22 protein-coding genes are annotated in these 24,317 nt (G+C 43.0%); 10 read left to right on the top strand and 12 right to left on the bottom strand.

Annotated features, from left to right (window positions below; genetic code table 11):
• Window positions 1-11 precede the first annotated feature (11 nt).
• The 4 genes from ID12_RS19335 to ID12_RS06300 form a co-directional block, all read right to left on the bottom strand.
• Window positions 12-182, bottom strand: coding sequence for a hypothetical protein (locus ID12_RS19335; protein WP_017360401.1), 171 nt, complete (start codon window positions 180-182; stop codon window positions 12-14).
• Window positions 179-766, bottom strand: a complete 588-nt coding sequence (locus tag ID12_RS06310) for a DUF1700 domain-containing protein (protein WP_035390581.1) — start codon at window positions 764-766, stop codon at window positions 179-181. Before ID12_RS06310 ends, ID12_RS19335 begins: the two co-directional genes overlap by 4 nt.
• Window positions 759-1,076 (bottom strand): PadR family transcriptional regulator, encoded by a 318-nt coding sequence (locus tag ID12_RS06305; RefSeq protein WP_025206674.1) that lies wholly within the window; start codon window positions 1,074-1,076, stop codon window positions 759-761. The genes ID12_RS06310 and ID12_RS06305 overlap by 8 nt, the downstream gene beginning before the upstream one ends.
• Window positions 1,077-1,172: 96 nt before the next feature.
• Window positions 1,173-2,003 carry a YitT family protein gene (locus tag ID12_RS06300; RefSeq protein WP_025206673.1) on the bottom strand — a complete coding sequence of 277 codons (831 nt, stop codon included), beginning with the start codon at window positions 2,001-2,003 and terminating at the stop codon, window positions 1,173-1,175.
• 336 nt (window positions 2,004-2,339) lie between these two features.
• Between ID12_RS06300 and mmuM the strand changes: the two genes are divergently transcribed.
• From mmuM to ID12_RS06285, 3 genes are all read left to right on the top strand, one after another.
• Window positions 2,340-3,278: a homocysteine S-methyltransferase gene (gene mmuM, locus ID12_RS06295; RefSeq protein ID WP_050827662.1), complete on the top strand. Its 939-nt coding sequence runs from the start codon at window positions 2,340-2,342 to the stop codon at window positions 3,276-3,278.
• 46 nt (window positions 3,279-3,324) lie between these two features.
• On the top strand, window positions 3,325-4,728 hold the full coding sequence (mmuP, locus tag ID12_RS06290) for an S-methylmethionine permease (protein ID WP_050826885.1): 1,404 nt from the start codon (window positions 3,325-3,327) through the stop codon (window positions 4,726-4,728).
• Window positions 4,729-4,840: 112 nt separating this feature from the next.
• Window positions 4,841-5,461 (top strand): hypothetical protein, encoded by a 621-nt coding sequence (locus tag ID12_RS06285; RefSeq protein WP_017366532.1) that lies wholly within the window; start codon window positions 4,841-4,843, stop codon window positions 5,459-5,461.
• A 346-nt stretch (window positions 5,462-5,807) separates the two neighbouring features.
• Here the strand turns inward: ID12_RS06285 and ID12_RS06280 are convergent, their stop codons facing one another.
• Both ID12_RS06280 and ID12_RS06275 read right to left on the bottom strand, forming a co-directional pair.
• Window positions 5,808-6,290, bottom strand: a complete 483-nt coding sequence (locus ID12_RS06280) for a DUF2059 domain-containing protein (protein WP_007498435.1) — start codon at window positions 6,288-6,290, stop codon at window positions 5,808-5,810.
• Between the two features lie 107 nt (window positions 6,291-6,397).
• The gene (locus ID12_RS06275; protein ID WP_050826884.1) at window positions 6,398-9,064 is read right to left on the bottom strand and encodes a S8 family peptidase; all 2,667 of its coding nucleotides are present in this window, start codon (window positions 9,062-9,064) and stop codon (window positions 6,398-6,400) included.
• A 242-nt stretch (window positions 9,065-9,306) separates the two neighbouring features.
• On the opposite strand from ID12_RS06275, the gene ID12_RS06270 reads away from it, so the two are divergent.
• The 6 genes from ID12_RS06270 to ID12_RS06245 are packed head-to-tail and all read left to right on the top strand — an operon-like array spanning window position 9,307 to window position 16,796.
• A complete protein-coding gene (locus ID12_RS06270; protein WP_008342176.1) occupies window positions 9,307-9,765 on the top strand; it encodes a PTS sugar transporter subunit IIA in 459 nt (152 codons plus the stop codon).
• Window positions 9,762-10,091, top strand: a complete 330-nt coding sequence (locus ID12_RS06265; protein WP_007498438.1) for a PTS fructose transporter subunit IIB — start codon at window positions 9,762-9,764, stop codon at window positions 10,089-10,091. The genes ID12_RS06270 and ID12_RS06265 overlap by 4 nt, the downstream gene beginning before the upstream one ends.
• A gap of 36 nt (window positions 10,092-10,127) precedes the next feature.
• Window positions 10,128-11,246, top strand: coding sequence for a PTS fructose transporter subunit IIC (locus ID12_RS06260; protein ID WP_017358746.1), 1,119 nt, complete (start codon window positions 10,128-10,130; stop codon window positions 11,244-11,246).
• A gap of 28 nt (window positions 11,247-11,274) precedes the next feature.
• Window positions 11,275-13,938, top strand: coding sequence for a mannosylglycerate hydrolase (mngB, locus tag ID12_RS06255; protein ID WP_050826883.1), 2,664 nt, complete (start codon window positions 11,275-11,277; stop codon window positions 13,936-13,938).
• 57 nt (window positions 13,939-13,995) lie between these two features.
• Window positions 13,996-14,880 (top strand): ROK family protein, encoded by an 885-nt coding sequence (locus ID12_RS06250; RefSeq protein ID WP_050826882.1) that lies wholly within the window; start codon window positions 13,996-13,998, stop codon window positions 14,878-14,880.
• Window positions 14,877-16,796, top strand: a complete 1,920-nt coding sequence (locus tag ID12_RS06245; protein ID WP_050826881.1) for a BglG family transcription antiterminator — start codon at window positions 14,877-14,879, stop codon at window positions 16,794-16,796. Before ID12_RS06250 ends, ID12_RS06245 begins: the two co-directional genes overlap by 4 nt.
• A gap of 103 nt (window positions 16,797-16,899) precedes the next feature.
• On the opposite strand, the gene arr is transcribed toward ID12_RS06245, so the two are convergent.
• The 5 genes from arr to licT form a co-directional block, all read right to left on the bottom strand.
• Entirely contained in the window at window positions 16,900-17,274 is a 375-nt protein-coding gene (gene arr, locus ID12_RS06240; protein ID WP_050826880.1) for an NAD(+)--rifampin ADP-ribosyltransferase, read from the bottom strand.
• Window positions 17,275-17,394: 120 nt separating this feature from the next.
• Window positions 17,395-17,580: a hypothetical protein gene (locus ID12_RS06235; protein WP_008343855.1), complete on the bottom strand. Its 186-nt coding sequence runs from the start codon at window positions 17,578-17,580 to the stop codon at window positions 17,395-17,397.
• A 158-nt stretch (window positions 17,581-17,738) separates the two neighbouring features.
• Window positions 17,739-19,160 carry a glycoside hydrolase family 1 protein gene (locus ID12_RS06230; protein WP_008343856.1) on the bottom strand — a complete coding sequence of 474 codons (1,422 nt, stop codon included), beginning with the start codon at window positions 19,158-19,160 and terminating at the stop codon, window positions 17,739-17,741.
• A gap of 19 nt (window positions 19,161-19,179) precedes the next feature.
• Window positions 19,180-21,039 (bottom strand): beta-glucoside-specific PTS transporter subunit IIABC, encoded by a 1,860-nt coding sequence (locus ID12_RS06225; protein WP_008343857.1) that lies wholly within the window; start codon window positions 21,037-21,039, stop codon window positions 19,180-19,182.
• 236 nt (window positions 21,040-21,275) lie between these two features.
• Window positions 21,276-22,112 (bottom strand): BglG family transcription antiterminator LicT, encoded by an 837-nt coding sequence (licT, locus tag ID12_RS06220; protein ID WP_035390599.1) that lies wholly within the window; start codon window positions 22,110-22,112, stop codon window positions 21,276-21,278.
• 185 nt (window positions 22,113-22,297) lie between these two features.
• Here licT and ID12_RS06215 point away from each other — a divergent pair, with 185 nt between their 5' ends.
• On the top strand, window positions 22,298-22,498 hold the full coding sequence (locus tag ID12_RS06215; RefSeq protein ID WP_035390601.1) for a hypothetical protein: 201 nt from the start codon (window positions 22,298-22,300) through the stop codon (window positions 22,496-22,498).
• Between the two features lie 34 nt (window positions 22,499-22,532).
• Here ID12_RS06215 and ID12_RS06210 read toward each other — a convergent pair whose 3' ends face one another.
• A complete protein-coding gene (locus tag ID12_RS06210; RefSeq protein ID WP_024719047.1) occupies window positions 22,533-24,152 on the bottom strand; it encodes a glutamate/serine transporter AimA in 1,620 nt (539 codons plus the stop codon).
• Between the last annotated feature and the right edge of the window lie 165 nt (window positions 24,153-24,317).

Below are 24,317 nucleotides of genomic sequence, written 5' to 3'. Positions count from 1 at the left end.
GGGCCTTTCATTTATGGCTTGCTCCAATTGATCGTGCGGAACACATTGTACTGGTCATTATTTTGATATGCATCTAGGTCAAAGCCTGAAAGTCCAAAACCAATTGCCATGACAATTCCTCCGGCAACGGTGAAGATGATCCCCCATTTGATGCATTGCTTTTTTAAATCATTCACGTTCATACTCTCACGACCTTCTTTTTAAACATTCCCATGAATGCCTTAGTGGATTGAACAGTCCCTTGCACAAATAGCTTTGTCAAATACGCCGTGGCTATGCCGCTTAATAATCCGACACCTAATAGAAGAATACCAACTCCGATCTGCGTCACCACCACATGCAAACCGTCTTGAAAGATAAACGGAGAACCAATGATGCTCCAAAAACCGCCGAGCAGACCAACTAGCGTCATTGTACCTGTCACGAGTGGAATGCACCAAATCACCATATACACAGAAAGAATCAGCAGGAAGACTGTTGCTAGAATACTGCCCCATAACGGAAAGCCCAAAATGAGGATGGAGAGTCTTGTGGCTTTTTCTCCAAACGTCGGCACCTGAACGGTTTTGATTCCTTGTTCCTTCATAATCCCTTCAGCGATGATGGCAGGCTGACCGACTTGATGAACTGCCTCCTGTTCACTGTAGCCATCTTCCTGATAATCCTCGATCATTTCATCGTAATACTCGATGAACCGATCACTTTCTTTTTCGCCTAGACGATGCAGATGCTTCTCCAAGCTGGCTAAAAATTCTTTTTTATTCATTGCTCTGTCCTCCAGAAATAAAGTCGTAAATCGCCATCACTTGATCCCATTCCGCTAAAAATTGCGCGATATGCTCCCGTCCGTTCTTTGTCATCCGGTAGTATTTTCTTAATCGACTGTTATGTTCCTGTGAATAGGTCTCCACATAATTGTTTTGCTCTAACCGCTTTAATATCGGATATAATGTCGATTCTGAAATCTCAATACAATGGGACATATCTTTAATCATTTGATAACCATAGGAATCGCCTTTCTTTAATACCGCCAATACACAGAATTCCAGTAATCCTTTTTTTAGTTGTGCATTCATGTTTACAACTCCTAACTTTTTATACTATACAATACATAGTATGATGTGACAAGAGGTATCAAATATAAAAAAAGACCCTTTTGGGTCTTTTCGTTTTTATATATTCACAAATCCTTCTCCAAACACATCCCGCACGTCATGGACAACAACGAATGCGTCTCGATCAATTTTCTTAATGATTTTCTTTAAACGCATCAGCTCCTGTTTTTGAATGACTGCATAGAGAATTTCCTTCGATTCCTTCGAATAATGACCGCGACCGTTTAAAATGGTCACGCCTCGATCCAAGGTGTGATTGATTTCTTCTGCAATATCATCTTTGCATGAAGAAATAATCGTCACTGCTTTTTTCGTGTTAAGCCCTTCTATGACGAAATCCATCACCTTAGTCGCCACATACAGCATCACAATCGTAAACATTAATTTTTCCGCACCAATAATAAAGTAAGAAGCAAAAACAACGATCAGATCAAAGAACAAGATGGCGTAGCTCACGTTCCAGTCTAGATACTTATTCGCAATTCGGCCAAGAATGGCAGATCCCGCTGTTGTACCGCCCGCTCTTAAAACAAGACCAATGCCAATCCCAATGATGATCCCTGCGAAAATAGAACCAATGATCAATTCATGGACATTCACCACCCATGTAGTGGTCAAATGTAAAAATAGAGAGTTACTCGCGACAGCTACCACTGTGTAGATCGTGGTCTTCTTGTCCAAGTATTTATACCCCACAAGTAATAAAATCGCATTCAACACAAGGTTTGTCAGCCACGGCGCAATCTCAAACATATAGTAGAAAATGATGGACAGCCCCGTTACGCCGCCTTCACCAAACTCAAGTGGAATGACAAACATGTTCACAGCTGCAGCAAATAAAAAAGAACCGACTAGAATCATTGCAATATCTTTTACACATTTTTTCAATTTCTTCTTTCCTCCTTTTTTAAGCATATAAAAAACCCTCTTTCTGCACGAAAGAAGACAGTCGTTGGACAAAATAAAAATCAAAAGACGGCGCCTTTTGATGAAGCTTTCTGAAATGAACCTTTCCATAATATATATCTCTTTTTAGAGGCTGTCAATGACTTGGTTTTCTATTATTTCAACTGTATGTTTATGCACTCAAACCCGCATGTTTTCAGGGTTTTTCCGTCATATGATGCTTATTCCTCTCCTTGACAAAAACACTTTAGTCATTTAAACTACTGCCTCATATCATATCCATTATTTCCGATCGACAAAGGAGGCTGTTTGATTTATATGAATCCTATTCAAAGCCGTTTACAGGCTCACACACCATTGATTTTAGATGGTGCACTTGCAACGGAGCTTGAACGAAAGGGCTGTGATTTAAACGACAGTTTATGGTCAGCCAAAATCCTCATTGAACAGCCAGAATTGATTCAGCAAGTACACTTGGACTACTTCCAAGCAGGTGCTGACTGTGCAACAACAGCCAGCTACCAAACGACAATTGATGGCTTTGCTGAAAAAGGCTATACAAAAGAAGAAGCCATCGAATTAATGAAACGATCTGTCACGTTAGCAAAAGAAGCATGCGAGCAGTTTTGGCAGGATGAGACACATCGTAAAGAGCGGACAAAACCATTCGTCGCTGGATCTGTGGGGCCCTTCGGCGCTTATTTGTCTGACGGTTCAGAATATAAGGGGAATTACGGACTCACAGAGCAGGCGCTCATTGATTTTCACAGACCAAGAATTCAAGCATTGGTAGAGGCTGGTGCAGATATTCTCGCTTGTGAAACCATCCCTTGTCTCATTGAAGCGATCGCCATCGCTAAACTGCTGGAGGATGAGTTCAGCGGTGTATATGCGTGGATTACATTTAGTGCAAAAGATGGTCAGCACATTAGTGAAGGAGATTTACTTAGAGACTGTGTACAAGCACTCGAGCCATATGAGCAAATCGCTGCTGTTGGCGTAAACTGTACACCGCCGCAATATATGTCTTCTCTTATTCAGGAGATGAAAAAAGGGACGAGCAAACCGATTGTCGTGTATCCGAACTCAGGGGAATTATATGATCCTGAAGAAAAGGTTTGGAGCGGCGATACGTCTCACCATACATTTGGTGAATGTGCGCAGCAATGGTATAAAGACGGCGCACAAATCATCGGCGGCTGCTGCCGGACGACACCAGAGGATATTACCGATATCTTAAAACAGGCAACATCGTAGCATCATGACTCAACACACATACTTTTAAGCAAAAGGGCGGGAAGACATGGAACAAGCAAAAGATCAGTCACAACAATATCAACGAAAAATGACCAGCCGTCACCTGTTCATGCTTTCTTTAGGCGGCGTGATTGGCACAGGACTCTTTTTAAGCTCAGGATATACGATCAATCAGGCCGGACCTGCGGGAACGATTTTGGCTTATCTGGTTGGGGCATTAATTGTGTACCTTGTGATGCTCTGTTTAGGTGAACTGTCTGTCGCAATGCCGGTTACAGGCGCTTTTCACACATATGCAACAAAATACATCGGGCCCGGCACTGGCTATACAGTGGCTTGGCTTTATTGGCTGACATGGACCGTGGCACTTGGTTCAGAATTTACAGCGGCAGGTCTTTTAATGCAGCGCTGGTTCCCGGACACATCAGTTTGGATGTGGAGCGGTGTTTTTGCCATTCTCATCTTTTTACTCAATGCTTTTACAGTTAAGTTTTTTGCAGAATCGGAATTTTGGTTTTCTAGCATTAAAGTCATGGCTATTATTCTCTTTATTATCCTTGGCGGAGCCGCGATGTTTGGATTGATTCCACTAAAAGGCGGTGAGGCCGCTCCGTTCTTCTCTAACTTCACTGGAGATGGGGGTCTCTTCCCAAACGGCTTTTTACCGATTTTAATGACAATGCTGGCTGTTAATTTTGCTTTTTCGGGTACTGAGCTAATTGGGATTGCTGCGGGCGAAAGTGTCAATCCAGATGAGACCATTCCCCGGGCGATTCGCACGACTGTGCTACGTCTTGTCCTGTTTTTCGTCGGAACGATCGTGGTCTTAGCCGGCTTAATTCCAGTAGAAGAAGCCGGGGTGATCAAAAGTCCTTTCGTTGTGGTCTTTGACCGCATCGGTATTCCTTATGCGGCAGATTTTATGAACTTTGTCATTCTGACGGCGATCTTATCTGCTGCAAACTCAGGACTATACGCTTCATCTCGCATCCTATGGTCCCTTTCTGAAGAACGAACATTACCTAAAAAGCTGGCAAAATTGACGTCAAAGGGAATTCCTTTGAATGCACTCATTTTGAGTATGATTGGGGGCATTCTCTCTTTGCTATCGAGTGTCATCGCACCTGAAACGGTGTATCTGGTTCTTGTTTCAATCTCTGGACTCGCCGTTGTTGTTGTATGGATGGGAATTGCAGCTTCACAGTTCATGTTTCGCAAAAAATTCTTACAGGATGGCGGACAGCTTCATGATTTATCTTTCCGAACCCCGCTCTATCCGGTGGTTCCGATTGCTGCCTTCCTCCTATGCCTTGCATCTGTGATCGGCATTGCTTTTGATCCAAATCAGCGTATTGCTCTTATCTGCGGTATCCCTTTTATCGCACTCTGCTATGCTGCCTATTACATGACAACATGGATTCAGAAAAAACGAGAAAAACCTGGTGTATAGCACCAGGGTTTTTGTTTGTCCCAAAAAAGGATATCACTAGCAAAACAAAGACATTTTGGTATATGATAGGAATCTATGATTTTCAGGATGAATCAAGGGAGCTGTTTTTAATATGGAAATGACCATTACAAGAGCATTAAGTGAACTGAAAATGTTAGATAAGAGAATCAGCCGAACGATTGATGAAGCCGTACTCGGTGGTTTGATCATCGGGAAACATATACAGAACGGATTTCAAAATCAAGAAGAAGTAGAAAAAAAGGCAAAAGCAGATGACCAATCGATTCAAGCATTAATCAAACGCCGAAATGCCATTAAATCAGCCATCGTTGTGTCGAATGCTACGACAACGATTGAGGTGGCGGGTGTTAGCATGACCGTAGCAGAAGCCATTGAACGCAAGACATCCATAGATTACGATATTCGTTATTTACGAAAATTAAAAAAGGTCTACACAGAGCTGGTTGACCGGTCAGAACAAATCAATGAAGATGTGAAAAAGAGACTGGATCAGCATTTAGAAACACTATTTGGGAAAGACGGGAAAACACAAGCCGCTGCCAACCAAGAGATCGTCAAGTCATTCCTAGCTGAAAATGAGGCGGCGATCATTGACCCTCTTCGTCTCCGAGTGAAGATTGAACAGCTTTCGAAAGAGATTGAAGATTTCCAAATGGAAGTGGATTTCTCCTTGTCAGAAAGCAATACCTTGACAAAAATACAGATCGACTAGTCGATTTTGTTAGTGAGCCGAAAATCGATAGGACTAAACACCTCCGAGGGAAAGGTCATTCCCTCCTCATCTGATGATCATCTTAGGATGATCCATGATAAAAGCTCAAAGCTGAACGTTCAAAGCTGAAAGCTCAAGTATTCAAAGTTCTTATCCATCAAAGTTCAAGATGAAAAGCTCAATGCTCGATCGAATCTGGGAGAAACGGCTCATGAGTGTTTGTTTATCGACTCTTTCGGTTGCCGCCCAGCAGGTTTGCTAACAAAAAGAAAAGGATGTCACTAGCTGACATCCTTTTTTTCTATGAAAACGACAGGAATTTCGCCAAGTCGCCTCTTCTAGCAGATTAGTAACGTGATGTATATGCCAAATGGTACACACTTGTCACATTTGAAGATAGCGTGATGTCGTTTGAAGTAAAAGTCACTGGAACGATATCGTAGTAATGTGTAGACCAGCCTGCATTATTGTATGTACGGTAGCCTGCACCTGCAGGAACTTGAATCGTTAGTGAAAATTGTCCATTCTCGTCTGTTGTACCTGTCGCTGTTTGAGCATATGATTTGATTGCTGCTTCAAAATAAAGCTGAATTGGCTGATTCGCCATGAGTTGACCACTTGTGTCCTTTAATGTTCCTTTAAAAGTAGCTGGATAATATGAACCTACACGATATTTACTGCCAGAACCGTAATTAACCATACCACCGTCTGCTGCTGTGACGCCTGTTACTTGTACGGATGCTGGTACTGCTCCTGTTTCCTCTGCATGTGCAAAGCTTGGGAAAACGAGAAGCAATGATAGAAAGAAAGCAAACATGATTTTTTTCATCGATAAATCCTCCTTTTTTTTCCTACTATATTACTATCGACAGTTATTGTCATTTTTCCAGTAAAAAACAAAAACTTCCCTTTTTATTCAAAAGGGAAGCTGCAAAACTATTTTTTCACAACAACTTTCACTGCTTTACTTTCTCTTTTTCTCACATCTGAAGCCGTCACATACAAGACGGTTTTGGCTTTTTGCGGCTTGATTTTAGCCGTAAATGCGCCTTTGCTATTGGTTTTGACCGTTTGAATGACTTTCTTTGATTTGTTCTTCACCTTGATTGTCAAGCCTGCACCCGCAGTTCCTTTGACCGTTTTACTTTTCACTGTTACTCGATTCACCTTTGGCTTAGCTGGTGCTTTGCCCTTTTTCACGACCGTTTTGAGCGAAGTCGCAGCCTTTCCTTTTGATATCTTGATGTGAAGCACTTTATTTTTGTTTTGATGCTTGATCTTCACACTAAAGGTTCCCTTTTTGCTTGCCGTGCCTTTTCCAAGCAGGGTTTTGCCTCTATACACAGAAATGGCAGCGCCGGCTTTCGCCTTTCCTGTCACCTTTTGATGCTGATCTTCTACTTTGCTGACTGATGCGTTTAATTCAACAGCACTTAATGCGGCAAAAGCATTGAGTCTGCCATGTCCAGTCATCCAATCGATACCCGGAATTTTCGGATCGACAACAGGCTCGTCATTTTCATCATAGAAAATGTCATCTGTTCCATCAACAGCTTTAAATGAAATATCATCCGCTGTATTTTGTAAAATATTTCTCACTTGGTTTGGTTTCAGGGTTGGATTTTTAGAAAGCAGTAATCCTGCTGCTGCTGCAACATACGGTGTAGCCATTGATGTCCCGCTCAAGTATGAAACATTCCCATCAGGCATTAAGCTTGGGATATCGGACCCTGGTGCAGACATGCTTAATCCTTTCCCATAGCTTGAGAATTCAGCGGCAATATCCATGCGATTGCTTGCACCAACTGCCATGGCATATTTGGAAGTCGCAGGATAACCCATTTCTGGAATGCCATCGTTTCCGCTCGCCACTACCACTAATACATTTTTTTGTGCAGCATAGTTCATCGCATATTCAATGACCTTGCTATAGTAGCCACCAAGGCTCATGTTGATGACCTTTGCACCTTTGTCCACTGCATGTTTAATGCCAAGAGCAATATGCTCTGTATCTCCATTTCCATACGCATCCAGCACTTTGACTGGGATGATTCCTGTATGTTGATTCAGCCCTGCCATGGAGTAATGATTATCGGCTTTTGCTGCAATGATACCTGCCACATGGGTGCCGTGGCCATTGTCATCAATTGCATCTTTATTTCGGCCGATGAGATTGGCACCTAAGTCTGTGCGAACCGTTCCGCTTAAATCGGACAAACGGCTGTCGACACCTGTATCCACAACAGCGATTAACGTTTGCTTCATTTTGCTTGTGCCAATCAATGTATTCATTTGTTCAAACTTCACATCAGCGCCTTTTTTCCCACTGTTCTGCGCACTGTTTTTCAGCGGCCACTGATAACCATACTGCGCGTCATTGCTGAGCGCACGATACGTTTGTACAGGCTCTGCAAAATCAACATTTGGCATACTAGAAAGCTTTCTCGCCGTGCTTTTGATCACAGCTTTGCCTGCTTTAAGCGTTTTGCCAGCTGATTCTTTCCCTGCCGGTACATCGTAAACATACATTCCTTTAAATAAAGGATTTACTGACTGAGATGTCACACGGTTTTCTTGAATTCCGTAGCCTTTCATCTTCTTTTTTGCGGATTGAAGCGTTTGTCCATCCTTTAATTTAAAGATGATTTTGTTTGTGTTGACCTTTTCTTCTGGAACAAGCTTTTGTTTCTCTAATACATAACCGATCGATTTTCCTTCAAGCTGATCGATTCCTACTTTTTGTCCCACTGTTTCTAATTCCTTTTTTAGATAGGCTGGACTTGCCTCTTTGAGCATATCAAAAAGGGAACGGATCGCCTGTTGCTCTTTCTCTGTGACGATATGACCGCTGAATGCACCATTTTTCTCTACGTCATTCAGCAATGATTTTAATGTAAGCAAATGATTGTACACCGTTTGCTGCTTTTTTTGATTGTTGATGAGTTTAGATTTAAGAAACGGCTTTGTTTTTTGTAGCAGACGTGTAAGCTTCTGACCATCGGCTGTTTCATTGAATCGTTTGTCTTCGATCGTACGAATGGATTGAAGAATTTGACGTCCATGCTTTTTCTCAATAATGATGATCCCTGGCTCTTCTTCTTCAGGGAAAATCGGTTCAGATGGCGGAAGATTCGCGCCTTTATACCCGATTGTATATGCTGCATCCTCTTCCTCATCACGGCTGTCTTCCTCTGAACCTAAATACAGCACTTTGACATAGTAAGGACCTGACCATGCATGCGGGAAGTTGATTTCTGTCTCTCCACTTGCTGTGTCCACACGATATCTCGAATAAGTGTCATCCTTTATCGCTCTATCCTTACTTGGGTAGACCGATACAGATAACACTTGTTTGCTTTTGACAGCAATTTGCATATGTGTATGTTTTGCCACATCTTGAGCAGATGGCGTGATTTGGTACCATGACTCTTCTTTTTCATTCTGTAATGTACCTGAGATGACTTCACCATTTTTTAACCCAATGGCTTCATTGACACTTGTGCCCTTACTAACTGCTGATGCCTCGTACCCAGGTAATGCAGCCATACATAGAATGATGGCCATGAGTACAACCACACAGGATTTGACCTGCTTTTTAAACATGAAAAGACCCCCTTATCTTTTACAATACCTTGGAAGAATATCACAGAATCCCTTTTAGTAGAATCTATTTTTGACATAATTAAACTCGTTTTAAGCTAGGATTTGAGATATTCAGATGGCTAGTCTAATCGCTTCATAAACTTTTTGCCATTTCAAACGGAAAATGATGCTATTTAACCATATCGAAAAGTACATTACAATCAAAATGTAAGCGCTTAACAAACAAGAGAGAAGGGATCAGCTTGTTCCAAAAAGATCATGTTTTTACACAAGTAAACGGTCGATCAAAGAATGAGATTTTACAATACATTTCCGAGAAAGCTGAAGACCTTCACATTACAGATGATCAGTCAGGGTTATTAACAGATTTGTTGAAACGCGAAGACGAAGTCTCAACAGGACTTCAGCAAGGTTTTGCGATTCCTCATACAAAAAGCTCTGCTGTTCAAACGGCTTCACTTCTCTTTTTAGAACTTGAACAACCCATTGATTGGGGAAGCTTCGACGATTTGCCAACAAGCTATTTATTTACACTGCTCGTTCCACTAGAAGAGGCCAATGTCACACACCTCAAATTACTGTCTGGCATTGCCACAAGTTTAATGGAGCCTGCTTTCATCGAAAAGATTCAACCCGGTCAAACAGCAGACTATTATTACGAAGTCATTGAACAACAATTGAAAGAGGGGATTACACAATGAAAATTGTCGGTGTCACTTCATGCCCAGCAGGGTTAGCTCATACACCAATGGCAGCAAAAGCATTAGAGAATGCGGGTAAACAGCTTGGACACGAGATTAAAATCGAGCAACAAGGAATTATGGGACAGGTGAATGGCATTACAGCAGAGGAAGCCAAGCAGGCAGACCTTTGCATTATCGCCTCCAATCAGCATATTAACGACGCTGAACGCTTCTCAGGTATTCCTACTGTTCGTGTCGAAATCGGACGCGCCCTAAAAAATGCCGAGCAAATCATCACAAAAGCCGTTGCGCTGGTTGAAAAGAAAAAATCTGAATCCCAATAAACAAGAGCAATGCCATATAGAAAGGAGCAAAGCAGAATGAAAGCAAAATTAAAAGTCATTGAAGGCCACCTCATGACCGGTATTTCTTATATTCTTCCGGTGATCATCGGAGCTTCACTTATCGTTGGTTTAGCCAAACTAGTCGGGTTAGGTTTTGGTGTGTCAGATTTAAACGCCTATAAAGATGCAGGCGGCATTTTACATGGTGCCTATTTGATGGAACAGGTTGGCTGGACAGGCATTGGCTTAATGAACGTACTGCTCGCTGGCTTTATTGCCTATTCGATTGCGGATAAATCTGGTCTTGCGGCCGGCTTTATCGGCGGAGCTCTTGCCAGCTCAACAAATGCTGGTTTTATCGGCGCCGTCATTGCAGGTTTCTTCGCCGGATATGTCGCTCTCTTTGTGAAAAGAAAAATTCAAATTCAAGGCTCCGCAGCTGGACTCGTCCCTCTGCTCATCTTACCGCTCATTACTGTTGGCTTAACCGGACTTCTCATGTCCGTTCTGCTGGGCGGTCCATTAGGGGCTTTGAACACCGCATTAATTGAATGGATCAAAGGCATGGTTGCAGATGGAACAAGTACACTCGCACTTGCTCTCATTCTAGGTGCCATGATTGGCTTCGATCTTGGCGGCCCAGTGAATAAATCAGCTTGGATGGCTGGTAACGCGCTCTTCCTATCAGGTGTCTATCTTCCTGCCATTCTCGTCAATATCGCGATTGTCATTCCGCCGCTTGGATACGGGCTTGCGACATTGATTCGAAAACGCAACTTCTCTCCTACCTTCAGAGAAGCCGGACGAGGCGGTCTTGTGATGGGGATTATCGGGATTACAGAAGGAGCCATTCCCTTTACACTCGTCAATCCTTTGAAATTGATTCCGCTGAATGTCGTCGCTTGTGCTGCTGGAAGCGGGGTTGCTGCCTTATTAGGTGTCCATGACATCATGCCGCCAATTGGCGGACTCTACGGATTCTTCTCAGTAGGAAACTGGTGGGCATATTTAATCGGCGCGCTAACTGGCGCACTTGTTATTGGAATTGGTGCCAACCTACTTGTGAACTTCTCTGAGAAAAAAGAACCCCAAAAGCCAGAACATGATCAGAAGCAGAAAGAAGAAGATGATTTTGACCTTGTGCTAGAAGGATAATTTGAACAAAGAAAGGTGTCGTTACACAATGACTGTCAATGTACATGTGATTCCACATACTCACTGGGACCGGGAATGGTATTTTACCACCTCCCGCTCCCGTATCTACTTAATGAAAAGCGTAATGGACATATTGGACACCCTCGAAACAGATGAACGATTCCATTACTTCATGCTCGATGCACAAGCATCCTTGCTAGATGATTACTTGAAATGGCGCCCAGAGGATGAGGATCGAATCAAACAGCTCGTCACAGCAAAACGCCTCATCATCGGTCCGTGGTATACACAAACGGATCAGCTCGTGATTTCTGGGGAATCGATTGTACGGAACCTGCAATATGGGATTGAGCGCTGTCAGCAGTTTGGACATGTCATGAAGGTCGGTTATGTCCCTGATTCCTTCGGTCAATCTGCACAAATGCCTCAAATTTATCAAGGCTTTGGTATTGTCGACACAGCCTTTTGGCGCGGCGTTTCTGATCATATGACGAATCACACAGAATTTAATTGGCGCGGGGCTGATGGCAGTGAAGTGTTTGCAGTGAATCTGCCATTTGGCTACTACTACGGAGGAAATATTCCTGAAAAGGATGAAGACCTGCAAGCCTTTCTTTCTGAAAAAATCGGGGCGCTGCAAGCAAAAGCCACGACAAAGAATGTCTATTTCCCAAATGGCTTTGACCAGGCGCCTATTCGTAAAAACCTGCCTGACTTATTAGAAAAAGCCAATGAAATAGACGAGCACCACTATCAAATCAGCAGTTTAGAAGACTACATTGCAGCAGTGAAAAAAGAGCGGACTTCTTTTGAGACATTAGAAGGAGAGCTCATTCATGCCAAGCATATGCGAATTCATAAGTCCATTTTTTCAACAAGAGCAGATTTGAAAATCTTAAACAATCAAATTGAAAACTATCTTGTCAATGTGATGGAGCCGATCCTTACAATCAGCTATTCTCTCGGACACGATTATCCGCATGACACCGTACGTGATATTTGGTACCTCATGTTTGAAAATGCAGCGCATGATAGCGTTGGTGGCTGTAACAGTGATACGACGAATCAAGATGTCTTCTTCCGCTATAAACAGGCAAAGGAAATCGCCGAGAATCTTGTGGACTTACACATGCGTCTCATCGCCATCCGGCTGCAAACTGAGCAAGAAATCACGTTCACTTTATTTAACACACTGCCTTCAAAGCGCTCTGAAGTCATTGAAGTCGAAACCTTTATCACAGAACGTCCATTTACACTAAAAGACGCTGATGGACGAACTCTTCACTACACAGTCAAAAGCAAAACCGATGTGACAGATTATGTCTTAGCACAGCAGATTTCACTTAACCCAAGCAAAGAGGTGTACATGCCAAAGCAAGTATGGAAAGCTGTTTTACTCATTGAAGCAGTCGACTTGCCATCCGTTGGTTATACACAAGTCAGCATGGTGTTCGATGAATTTAGTGAATCCATTTTGGAAAAAACAGAAGGTCGTGTCATTGAAAATACGTTTTACCGCATTGCAGCAAATGACAATGGGTCATTAGAAATTACGGATAAACAGACCGGACGAACTTTCTCTGAGCAAATGATCTTTGAAGACAACGGAGATGATGGGGATTCTTATAACTATTCACCACCGCGTGAGGATCATTATGTATCGTCTAAAGATATCTCATCAGCTGACATCACCGTATCTAAAAGCAGTTTACAGGAAGAGCTCACCATCAAGCTTCAATTGACTGTCCCATATGATTTAGAGGAACGTTCGGAGCAAAAGGTGACGACTTCCCTTCCGATCACAGCGAAGGTGGCTTTAAATAAAGATGAAGCGGTCATCCGTTTTCATGTAAATGTTGACAACCATGCGCTAGACCACCGTCTACGGGTACTCTTTGATACAGGTATTGCATCAAACGTATCACTCAGCGATCAACAGTTTGGCACCATCGAACGTCCAACGGAGCTGACGCAAGAGCTAGAATGGTGGAACAATGAACATTGGGAAGAAAAACCGATTACCATTGAACCCATGCAATCATTTGTTGCACTTCGCGATGAAGCATATGGTGTCTCTCTTTTGACGGACTGCGTCAGAGAATACCAAATCACAGGCGCGGGCTACACAACCATTGCTTACACACTCTTCCGCTGTTTCGGAAAAATGGGGAAAGAAAACCTTCTTTATCGTCCTGGCCGGGCTTCTGGAGAAAAAATCGTAGAAACACCTGACGCCCAGCTTCAAGGATCGCTATCATTCTCCTTTGGCATGCACTATAGCCAAGAAGCGGTGAATGAAGGACACTTGGCTCAGCTTGCTAAACGTTACACCACCCCGGTTCAGTGCTACGAGCGGGCAGACTTTTTAAACGGTCGTTTAATTTTCTCTTTCCGAGATGAAAAAGAAGACTTACAATCTACTTATAGCCTGCTTGACATTGAGACAGACGGGGTCGTTCTAAGCGCTTTGAAAAAAGAAGAGCATGGAACAGGCATTGTCATTCGTCTCTTCAATCCATATTTAACACGTCAAACAGCCGCTTCAATCAATAGTTCATCTCTACAACATGGAGAAACAGCGAATTTAGGCGAAACACCTGAAGGACATATACTGAAAGCACAACATGGATCATTACACATTGAACCGCTCACACCTTGTCAGGTACAAACCTACATTGTAAAGAAAAAATGAACATGTAGGGGCGGGATCCATTTGGATTCCGCCTCTCTTTAATGGAGGGCATTGATCATGCGAATTGGAGGCATCGAAGCAGGCGGTACAAAATTTGTCTGCGGCTACGGAACAACAGACGGAACGATTGAACATATGACTTCCTTTGCAACAGGGAACCCAGAAGAAACATGCCGGCAAGTGATCGAATACTTTACAGAGCATCCAGTTGATGCGATTGGCATAGGCGCATTCGGACCTGTCGATGTAAAAGAACACAGCCCCAGCTATGGAACGATTCTCGAAACACCCAAAACAGCTTGGCGCCAATTTCCATTACTCTCAACCTTAAAACAAGCACTCGGTCTCCCTATGAAGCTTGATACGGATGTGAACTGTGCGGCGCTCGGTGAAGCTCGTTTTTCAACAGAAACAGACAGACCAAATTCCTTGATCTATATCACGGTTGGGACGGGAATCGGCGGCGGTGCCTATATTGAAAACCGCCTCATTCACGGACTGCTTCATCCAGAAATGGGACATATCACCGTTCAGCGCCACCCTCATGACACCTATGGGGGCTGCTGTCCGATCCACCATGATTGTTTAGAGGGACTAGCATCGGGACCTGCCATAGAAGGCCGCTATCATACATTGGCACAAATGCTGCCAGAGGAACACCCTGCCTGGTCACTTCAAGCTTATTATCTCGGGCAAATGACCGCAAATTTATTACTCACCCTGTCACCAGAACGCATTATTTTTGGTGGAGGTGTCATGAAACGGCCGGCCTTGCTGCCGCTCATCCTTGAAGAAACAGACGAGCGCCTTCATGGTTACTTACAATTACCAAAGCCATTAAATGAAATCGTCACAAAGCCTTCCTTTGACGGATTATCTGGTTTAATGGGAGCCATCGCCCTTGGAGCTGATGCCTTAAAAGAACAAGGAGCAGCGCAATGATGATGACGGCAGATACTCGAACCTACCAGCTCATTCAGCGGCTATTTGAAACGAAAGGGTTCGTGAAGCTGGAGGAGCTCACTGCCTCTTTTCGCTTATCTGACCGCTCCATCCGCAATTTAATCAAAGAAGCAAACGAACTGTTAACACAAGCTGGAGCCATGATCAAGACCATACGCGGGAAAGGGTATACGCTCTTAACAAGTGACCAAGACGCTTTCCTGCTTTGGCTTCATCAGCAAAAGCTTCCTGCCCGCTCTCTCGTACCCGTCATGGCAGAAGAGCGCATACGATTTATGATGAGAAAACTATTGCTTCAATCAGACTACTTAAAAATTGATCAATTAGCAGAAGAATTGTTCATCAGCCGTATGACGGTCAGCAGTGATTTAAAAAAAGGACGGGAGCTGTTAGCCCGTTACGGTATGACCCTTGTCTCAAAGCCCGGATTTGGCTTAAAAGTAGACGGAGACGAATTGCAAAAAAGGACGTGCTACGCAGACTTACTGCTTGAAGAAGAACCCGCCCTATCTCATATAACTGAGCGGGAACAGCTTCATTTCCCTGACATTTCACTTGAAACCATTCGATCCATTGTGCTGACAAATCTATATCAAGAATCACTGCTCATTAAAGATATTGCCCTAAAGAATTTAGTGATTCACTTAGCGATTGCCATTCAGCAAACGCAAAAAAAACAGCGGATACCCGCCAGTACCACTCACACACAAAGACCGCCAGTGTTAACAAGAATCGCTCAAAAGATCACTCATCAAATAAGTGACACGTTTCACGTCACCTTATCAGAGGATGAAACAGATTACTTGGTGATGCATCTCTTAGCGAATCAAACGTGGAAAGAAATCGATGAGCACCAAACGACAGAAGAAGTGCGTCAGGCGGTGACACGATTTCTCCAGCACATTGAAAAAACAAGCGGTCATCGTTTTGTAGATGACGATATCCTGCGTCAAGATTTGATGCTGCATATGAAGCCATTATTAAATCGAATTCAATACGGCGTGTCTTTACAAAATCCGCTTTTGCATGAGATCAAAACTTCTTATCCTTATCCGTTTGATTTGGCTGTCAGCGGACTCAATGCCTTACAGCTGGTGCGGACGCCAAATGAAGATGAAGCTGCATATGTTGCCTTACATATTGCTGCTTCATTTGAAAGAAGTCATCTTGACACCTCACAAAAAAAGAGGGCCATTATTGTATGCGGGTCTGGACTAGGAACGGCACGGCTGCTTGAAATTAAATTGAAGGCGGCCTTTCAACATGAGCTTGAGATTGTTGAGCTTTATTCTTATCAGGATTACGCTTTTAGCACCACTTTGCCATGTGATGTGATTATTACAACCGTACCTCTCGCACCAAAAGGGAAACCAATCATTCAAGTGAATGCTTTTTTTGAACATCATGATGTCCAGCGTGTGAGTGAGGTCATTCACCTGTTAAACGGACACAGTTTCCCTTCGCAGGAGCTGATGGCTTTTTTCCAAGAACGATTGACCTTGTTGGATGTGAACCTTTCCAGCAAAGAAGAGGTATTAGATACGCTTTGCAGCCGGCTGGAGGCGCATCAGCTTGTTTCATCTTCTTTTCGTTCCTCCGTGCTGGAGCGGGAGCAAATGTCATCGACCTATCTTGGCAAGGGAATTGCAATGCCTCACCCGCTCATCACAAATGAAGGCACCTCCTGCGTGGCAATTGCACGATTGAAACAGCCGATTGATTGGCAGGGAGATCAAGTATCTCTGATTTTCTTATTAGCCATTCAGAAAGATGACGCTGCCTGCATGAATCAATTTTTTGAACAAGCTGTCGATTTGTTAGACAGTCCTGACCGCCTTCAATCCTTGACACATGCAAAGACATTTGATGAGCTGATGCATGTCCTGTTTCAATAGCACTAAAGGCCGCCCAAGTGAAATCGGGCGGCCTTTTATTCATCTATTCCTCACATACGAATCAATCATATATGACATTTTTTCCTTCTTCCCTTAACTTTTTTTACGACGTCAGCATATGGTTGATTTCTTCATCGGAATGTCTTTCCCACGCACCTAGTTCTGCGACTATTTTCAAAGGAGATGTCGACCGATAAGAACGGGTCGGATTCCCTGGAAACTTTTGATCCGTCAAATTCGGATCATCTTCAAACTCGCCTGTCGGTTCTACAACATAAATTCTCTCTTTGGAATCAGACCGGGCTAATTCAGCTCCCCATTTGGCTGCATTTAATGTTCCGGTGAAATAGATGTGGTTCGATTGTTTATCCTGATAATTGGATAAATGCAACGGTTCAAGCAGGTCCCCAATCTTCAATTCTGCTTTCGTCCCATGAAAAAACGGCCCAGGATCTAAAACATCTTTCTTGTCATTCATACAGCCACATCCCTTATCGTTATTGACTTGCGTATAACAGTATACGGGCTGATGCGGGCGGAAAACAGTCTATAAATGAGATTAAATTCGGGGTATAATGATAGTAGAGAGTAAGATCGTTTAAAAAAAAGGAAATTTCTCATTGATTCCAACAAGAACAAAAACAAGAATACCTTCCACTGCTGACAGCGTCACAATCAATCCGTGGTTCATTGGGTGTTCCTTCGCAATTAATTTCTGACCAATATAGTTTAAAGCGTAAAAAAGAAAGAACAATAAGAAAAACAAATAAAGGATCGTCATCATCTACATAACCCTCTTTCTTATAATGGATAATCAACCAATTTTTACAATATATCATTAGACTAACATTTTAGAACAACTCGAACAATATGCTCTTGCCAATAAAGTGAACGAACAAAAAAGCCAGCCACCCGCTAATAAGGTGACTGGCTTTTTTCCTGTTACTTCCCGATGTTCTCTCCATTTTGCTCGATCAATGTTTCATACCAATAAGAGCTCTTTTTCCGAATTCTTTTGAGGTCTTTTAGGTCAAATTCATCACGGTTGACGTAGATAAAACCGTAGCGTTTTGAGCAGCCTTGGTGTGTACTGATTAAGTCGATGGCTGACCATGGGCAGTACCCGAATACCTCAACACCGTCAGTGATCGCCCATTTGATTTGTTCAATATGTTTTTCTAAATAATCAATTCGATAATCATCCTGAATCGATCCATCCGCTTCTAACTTGTCAAAAGCGCCTAACCCGTTTTCCGTAATAATAAGAGGCAACTGATAGCGATCGTAAATCTCACGCATCGTTGATCGGAAACCGGTAGGGTCAATCTCCCAGCCAAATGCATTTTTACTTAAGAACGGGTTGTTCCCGCCTTTGTAGACGCCATCTTCACCGGATTTTAAATGCTGATCTCCACCGCGGGCAAATTCATCATTGCCATCTCCTTTACTCGCTTCAACCGTTTGAGATGTGTAGTAGTTAAAGGCAATGAAGTCTGGTTTTGCACTTTTCAAAATATCCATATCTCCCTCTTCAATCACAGGAAGAATGTCTTTTTCCTTCATGTATGCCCATGCAAGGTTGTTATAACGGCCGAATACCGCCATATCAAGATACAGCCAGTTGCGGATCGCATTGTAATTAGCCGCAGCAATGACATCCTCAGGTTTTGGAGATGCCGGGTAAATAAGGGCGATGTTTGGCGCTGGTCCGATTTTCGCCTCAGGCAGTAAACGATGACAAAGCGTCATGGCTTTCGCCTGTGCCACAAGCATATGGTGGTTCTGCTGATATAGTTCTTTTTTCGGATTTTCTAAATTTGGATCCAGTGTACCTAGAGCTGATCCATGTAAGATCATCATGTTTTGTTCATTAATGGTCAGCCAATATTTTACCTTCTCACCATACTCTTGGAACAAAACTTCCGCATAACGTTCAAACGCATCGACTGTCGAACGATTTGACCAGCCGCCTTTCACTTGAAGCGCATGAGGTAAATCAAAGTGATACATCGTCACAATTGGTTCAATGTCATAGCGGCGCAATTCATCAATGAGAGAATGGTAGAAGTCAATTCCCTTTTGATTGATCTCCCCATCTCCATCTGGAATGATACGTGTCCATGCAATAGAGAAACGATAAGCCTTCAAGCCCATTTCTGCAAACATCTTCACGTCCTCTTTATATCGATGATAGTGATCGCTGGCTACCTTAAAATCAGTTGTTCCTTCAGGATAGCTTTCTCTCATATCAATGACTGACGGTCCCTTGCCATCCTCGTTCCACGCACCTTCTACTTGATAGGCGGAAGTCGATCCGCCCCAGAAAAAGTCTTTTGGAAATGGTGCTAGTGTTGAATATCTCATGATTATGTCCTCCCTTTTCTTAAACTAAGTGTAAAAATGATTGTCCTGGTGTCACTTGTTTTTCTTCTGTCTCAATGATATCGCTAAATTCACCGGAATTGGTAATAATCACAGGTGTTGTGACAGAAAGACCTGCTGCTTGAATGGCCTCAATATCAAACTCCGCAAGCAGTTCACCTTCTGTAATCGTTTGGCCCTGCTCAACCTTCGGCGTAAAATGACGGCCCCCAAGTTGTACAGTATCCAGTCCAATATGAATGAGTACTTCTGCTCCGCTTTCAGAGGTGAGACCGTATGCATGTCCTGTTGGGAATACCGTTGTCACGACCCCAGTTACTGGTGCAAACAGCTTGCCTTCTGATGGAATAATGGCTGCGCCCTTACCTAATGCGCCAGATGAGAAGGCTTTATCCTGCACCTCTTCTAGCTTGATGACTTCGCCAGATAAAGGACTTTTCACATGAGCTGCTTTGACACCATGTTCATTTTCAGATGCTGGTGCAGAACTAGCTGCAGGAGCATCTTCTTCATCCACAGGATCTTTGAATCCAATCAAATAGGTTAAGACGATTGAAAGGACAAATGAAACGGAAATTCCGATTAAGAACCCTGTAAATCCTTGACCATAGAAGATCGGAAGTGTCAGTAAACTCGGAAGACCTGACGCGATCGCAATACTTTGTGAATAACCGATAATGGCACCACCGACACCGGCAGAGATCACCGCTGCAATAAATGGTTTTTTCAAACGAAGTGTGACGCCGTATACAGCAGGCTCTGTAATTCCAAATACAGCAGAAACCGCTGTCGATCCAGCTAATGATTTCAGCTTTTTGTTCTTTGTTTTCAGCATAACACCGATGGAAGCACCGGCTTGTGAAAATACAGCTGGCGCAGTGGCCGGCTTAATATGATCTTTTCCATGAACCGCAATATTATTTAAAATGACTGGCACAAGCCCCCAATGGATACCGAAGATGACAAGAACCTGCCATGCCATCGCAATTAAAGCACCGGCAAGTGTAGGGCTAAAGGAGAATACTTTCAGCAGGACGGCTGCAATTCCGTTCCCTGCATACACACCAAATGGTCCAAATACGATCAGTGTCAGTGGAACGACCGTGACCAGTAAAATCAGTGGTGTAATAAAGTTTTTCACACTTTCATGAATGACTTTGTTAAAGAAACGTTCGATATATCCCATCACAAACACTGCCAAAATAATCGGGATAACCGTTGATGTATAAGACATTAAGACAACCGGAATGCCGAAGAACGACACATCTCCGCCGCCTTTTGTGAGCTCTTGAATAGTCGGGTAGATCAGTGCACCTGCAATCGTCACAGCGACAAATGGATTCGCTTTAAACTTCCTAGCAGAAGTGAATGCGAGCAGCAGCGGCAGGAAGTAGAACAAGCTGTCTGATGCGGCAAATAAAATTTGATACGACGTATCTTCAGGAGATAACCATTTTGCATTGATACAGATGCCTAGAAGTCCTTTTAAAATACCGGCACCCGCCATGACACCTAGAAGCGGTGTGAAAATTCCAGAAACAATGTCGACGAATTTTCCAAAAAGACTTGTACTCTCTTCACTTGATCTAGCAGATGAAGAAGTGGAATCCTCTAATAGATTCGTAAACTCTCCAATCTCTCGATATACCTCTGGTACGGTGTTGCCAATGACCACCTGAAACTGGCCGCCGCTTTCCATGACAGTCACCACACCATTTAATTTTTCAATGGCCGCTTTATCTGCTTTTGATCTGTCATTTAATGTGAAGCGAAGTCTTGTGGCACAGTGAACCAATGAATGAACATTTTTCTCTGTCCCGATATGTTTGATAATGTCTTCTGCTAATTGACGATGACTCATACAAAAACCCCCTTTTTTTCAAAAAAATACGTTTTTAGGCAAAATAAAAACCTAAACGGGCACCAAAAATAGTCGCAACTTGCTATTGCGCTTTTTCAGTGAACGTTTAGGTTTTGCCTGCCGAACAGTCACAATCCTCTAAGACGATCATTGTGAAACCGTATTCTTTTATGTTTATGAGCAAATAGTACCACTCACTTTTTATGATGTCAACGCTTTCTTTTAAAATTCTATCTTTATTTTTCTCGTTTGATGAGTCGATTCAAATGAATCGATAGATAGAGCATCTCCTCTGATGTTAGATCGCGATGATATGTTTGATACACATATTCCGCGATTTTCTTTGCGCATTCGTACGCCTTCGGATATTTCACTTTAATCAGCTGATATAAATCTTGATCTTCACTGACGAGTAACGTTTCGTTGATGAGACGCTGTACGAAAAAGCGTAAATGTGTGAGAAAACGATAAAAGTTGAGCGAGTCTTCATCAAATTCCATGTTCAAGTGATATTTCACAATGGTCAGTATGGCATTCACTTCTTTTGTGATATTGACCGTTGTATTCATGTCTTCATTGAGCTCTGCATTAATGATATGCATGGCAATAAAGCCCGCTTCATCTTCGGGCAGTTCAATATCAAGACGATCTTCAATCATCTCAAGGCATTCCTTCGCCACGAGAAATTCATCTTTGTATAAACGTTTAATCTCCCAAATCAGCGAATTCTCAATCAAGTGGTTTTTCTTTAATCGTTCGATGGCGTAATGAATATGGTCTGCCAGCGATACATGCAGACTTTCGTTTAATCTTCGGTTCAGCTTTGTATGTGCGTATTGGATCATTTCCTCGGTCACCTTGACGACATCATATGGAACCTCTTGAAGCAACATTTTCATCCGCTCATGTACGGAATGATCCTCTAGGCGGAACACTTTATCAATTAACGCCTCGTCCACCGGGTCGCCGGGACGTCTTTGAAAAGCGATGCCTCTGCCCATGACGACGATTTCTTTTCCTTGTTCATCTATCACACTAATGACATTATTGTTTAGAACCTTTTGAATCTGCATCTCCAAACACCTCCGTCTATAACCAGCCATCTACACTCAAAATATGCTCTCATCTTAACACAACTGTCAAATCACTTGGCGTTTTTATCTGACTTTTGAAATAGATTTAACGATATTTTCACTTCTTTCTTGCTGGTCTGATCCTCCCTCGGCCTGCATACAATACCCCGAGGAGGTGACCTTCGATGAAGGCTTTTTTCTGGTCAGCATCTTTTTTATTCATGTTCATTCTGACTCTCTTTATTCTAGGTATTGTTTTTTGGCTTAGTGGACAAGGCTTAGATCAGCTATGGAGATATGCGCTTATCTGTCTTGTGACAGCCACCGTTCTACACGGCGTTACCACTTGGCTAAAGCAGCATGTCATGCATCATCTATCCAAATAAAAAGGCTGCCCTCCGTATTCAGGCAGCCCTTCCGTTATTCCTTAGATGAGGCGGCTTCTTTCTGAGAAGCACGCAGTTCATCATTAATTTTTTTCGCATCTTCTAAAAACTCTGTTTCAAATCCACTTTTGAGTGCCCACATATAAAATAACAACGCCACAACTGCAATGAGCGCCATATCCCAACCATAATGAATGACGTTATACCCGCCAAATTTATCACTGCCGAGACAAGAAATCGTCATCATCACAAGCAAATACACAACCATCCAAGCACCTGCTTTAAAGTGACGGCCAAAGCCCTTCCACTTCGCTTTTGCTTGATAGTAAAAATAGATTGGCAGACCGATGAGAATAATGAACAGCACCTGACCCGTCAGCGGCCATCTCGCCCAGTACAGTGTCAATGATGCAAAGACAAAACCAAGCGGAGCAATGATGCTGAGTCCTTTAATTCGCAGTGGACGATATAAATCTGTGCCTGTCTTTCTCAGCGTCATCACTGTCACAGGTCCTGTCAAATAGGAAATCAGGGTCGCCACAGAGATAATTTCAGCGAGAACCCCCCATCCTCTAAACAAAAACAGAAAGATAAACGATACGCCTAAGTTAAAAAACATCGCTGGACGAGGCACACCATAAATTGGGTGCAGACGACCAAGTACACTCGGCATGTACTTGTTTTTTTCCATCCCATAAATCATACGAGACGTCGTCGCCGTATACGTAATCCCTGTGCCAGAAGGAGAAACGAACGCATCTGCATATAAAATAAGGACAAGCCAGTTGATCCCTAGCGCAATGGCAAGGTCAGCAAATGGCGAGTTAAAATTCAAATGCCCCCAGCCATTCACAATCATTGATGGATCGACAGCGCCAATAAAAGCGATTTGCAGCAGCACATAAATGACCGTTGCAATCAAAATCGATCCAACAATGGCGATTGGAATCGAACGCCCTGGATTTTTCGCTTCTCCTGCCATATTAATCGGGCTTTGGAAGCCATTAAAAGCAAACACAATCCCTGATGTTGCGACAGCTGTGAGCACACTCGCCCAGCCGTTCGGCGCAATACTTGTTCCAGAAGTAAAATTCTCACTATGAAAACCTACGAATAAGAGCGCACCAATTGTTAATCCTGGAATGACGATTTTAAAAACCGTAATGAATGTATTCGCCTTTGAAAACAACCCAACTGTCCAATAATTGAGCAGAAAATAAATCACCAGCAGCACACTTGCCACCATGAGCCCCTCGGTCGTCAAAACCCCTTTTGTGACCAAATGGCTTGTCCACTTTGCCCACTCCCAAGGCCATGAGCTCATGTATTGAACGGAGGCAACTGCCTCAACAGGAATCACTGAGACAATGGCGATCCAGTTTGCCCAAGCGGCGATAAATCCAATAAAAGAGCCATGTGAATATTGCGTATATTTGACCATTCCGCCTGCCTCTGGAAACATCGACCCGAGTTCACTATAAGACAATGCGATAAATAAAATAACAACCATCCCGATCAACCATGACAAAATAGCAGCAGGGCCGGCGATTTGAGCAGCCCGCCACGCACCAAAGAGCCATCCTGAACCAATGATTGAGCCAAGACCTACCATCATTAAAGCGAAAGTTCCCATCCTACGATGCAAATGATTCATGTTCATAACACCTTTCGATTAAAATACAGAGATGTGTCGAGCAAGCGCCTTTCTTTTATAGCAGCTCACCTTTCATTCCATTGGCAAATACTTTCTGATCTGAACTTTTATCTTTGTTCATTTTTTTGCCTGTTATATTATCTCTCAATTCTCCATTTTCTGAAA

Source organism: Bacillus altitudinis, assembly GCF_001191605.1.
In the GTDB taxonomy this organism is placed as follows: Bacteria; Bacillota; Bacilli; order Bacillales; family Bacillaceae; genus Bacillus; species Bacillus altitudinis.
This window is presented reverse-complemented; position numbering and strand designations above follow the sequence as displayed.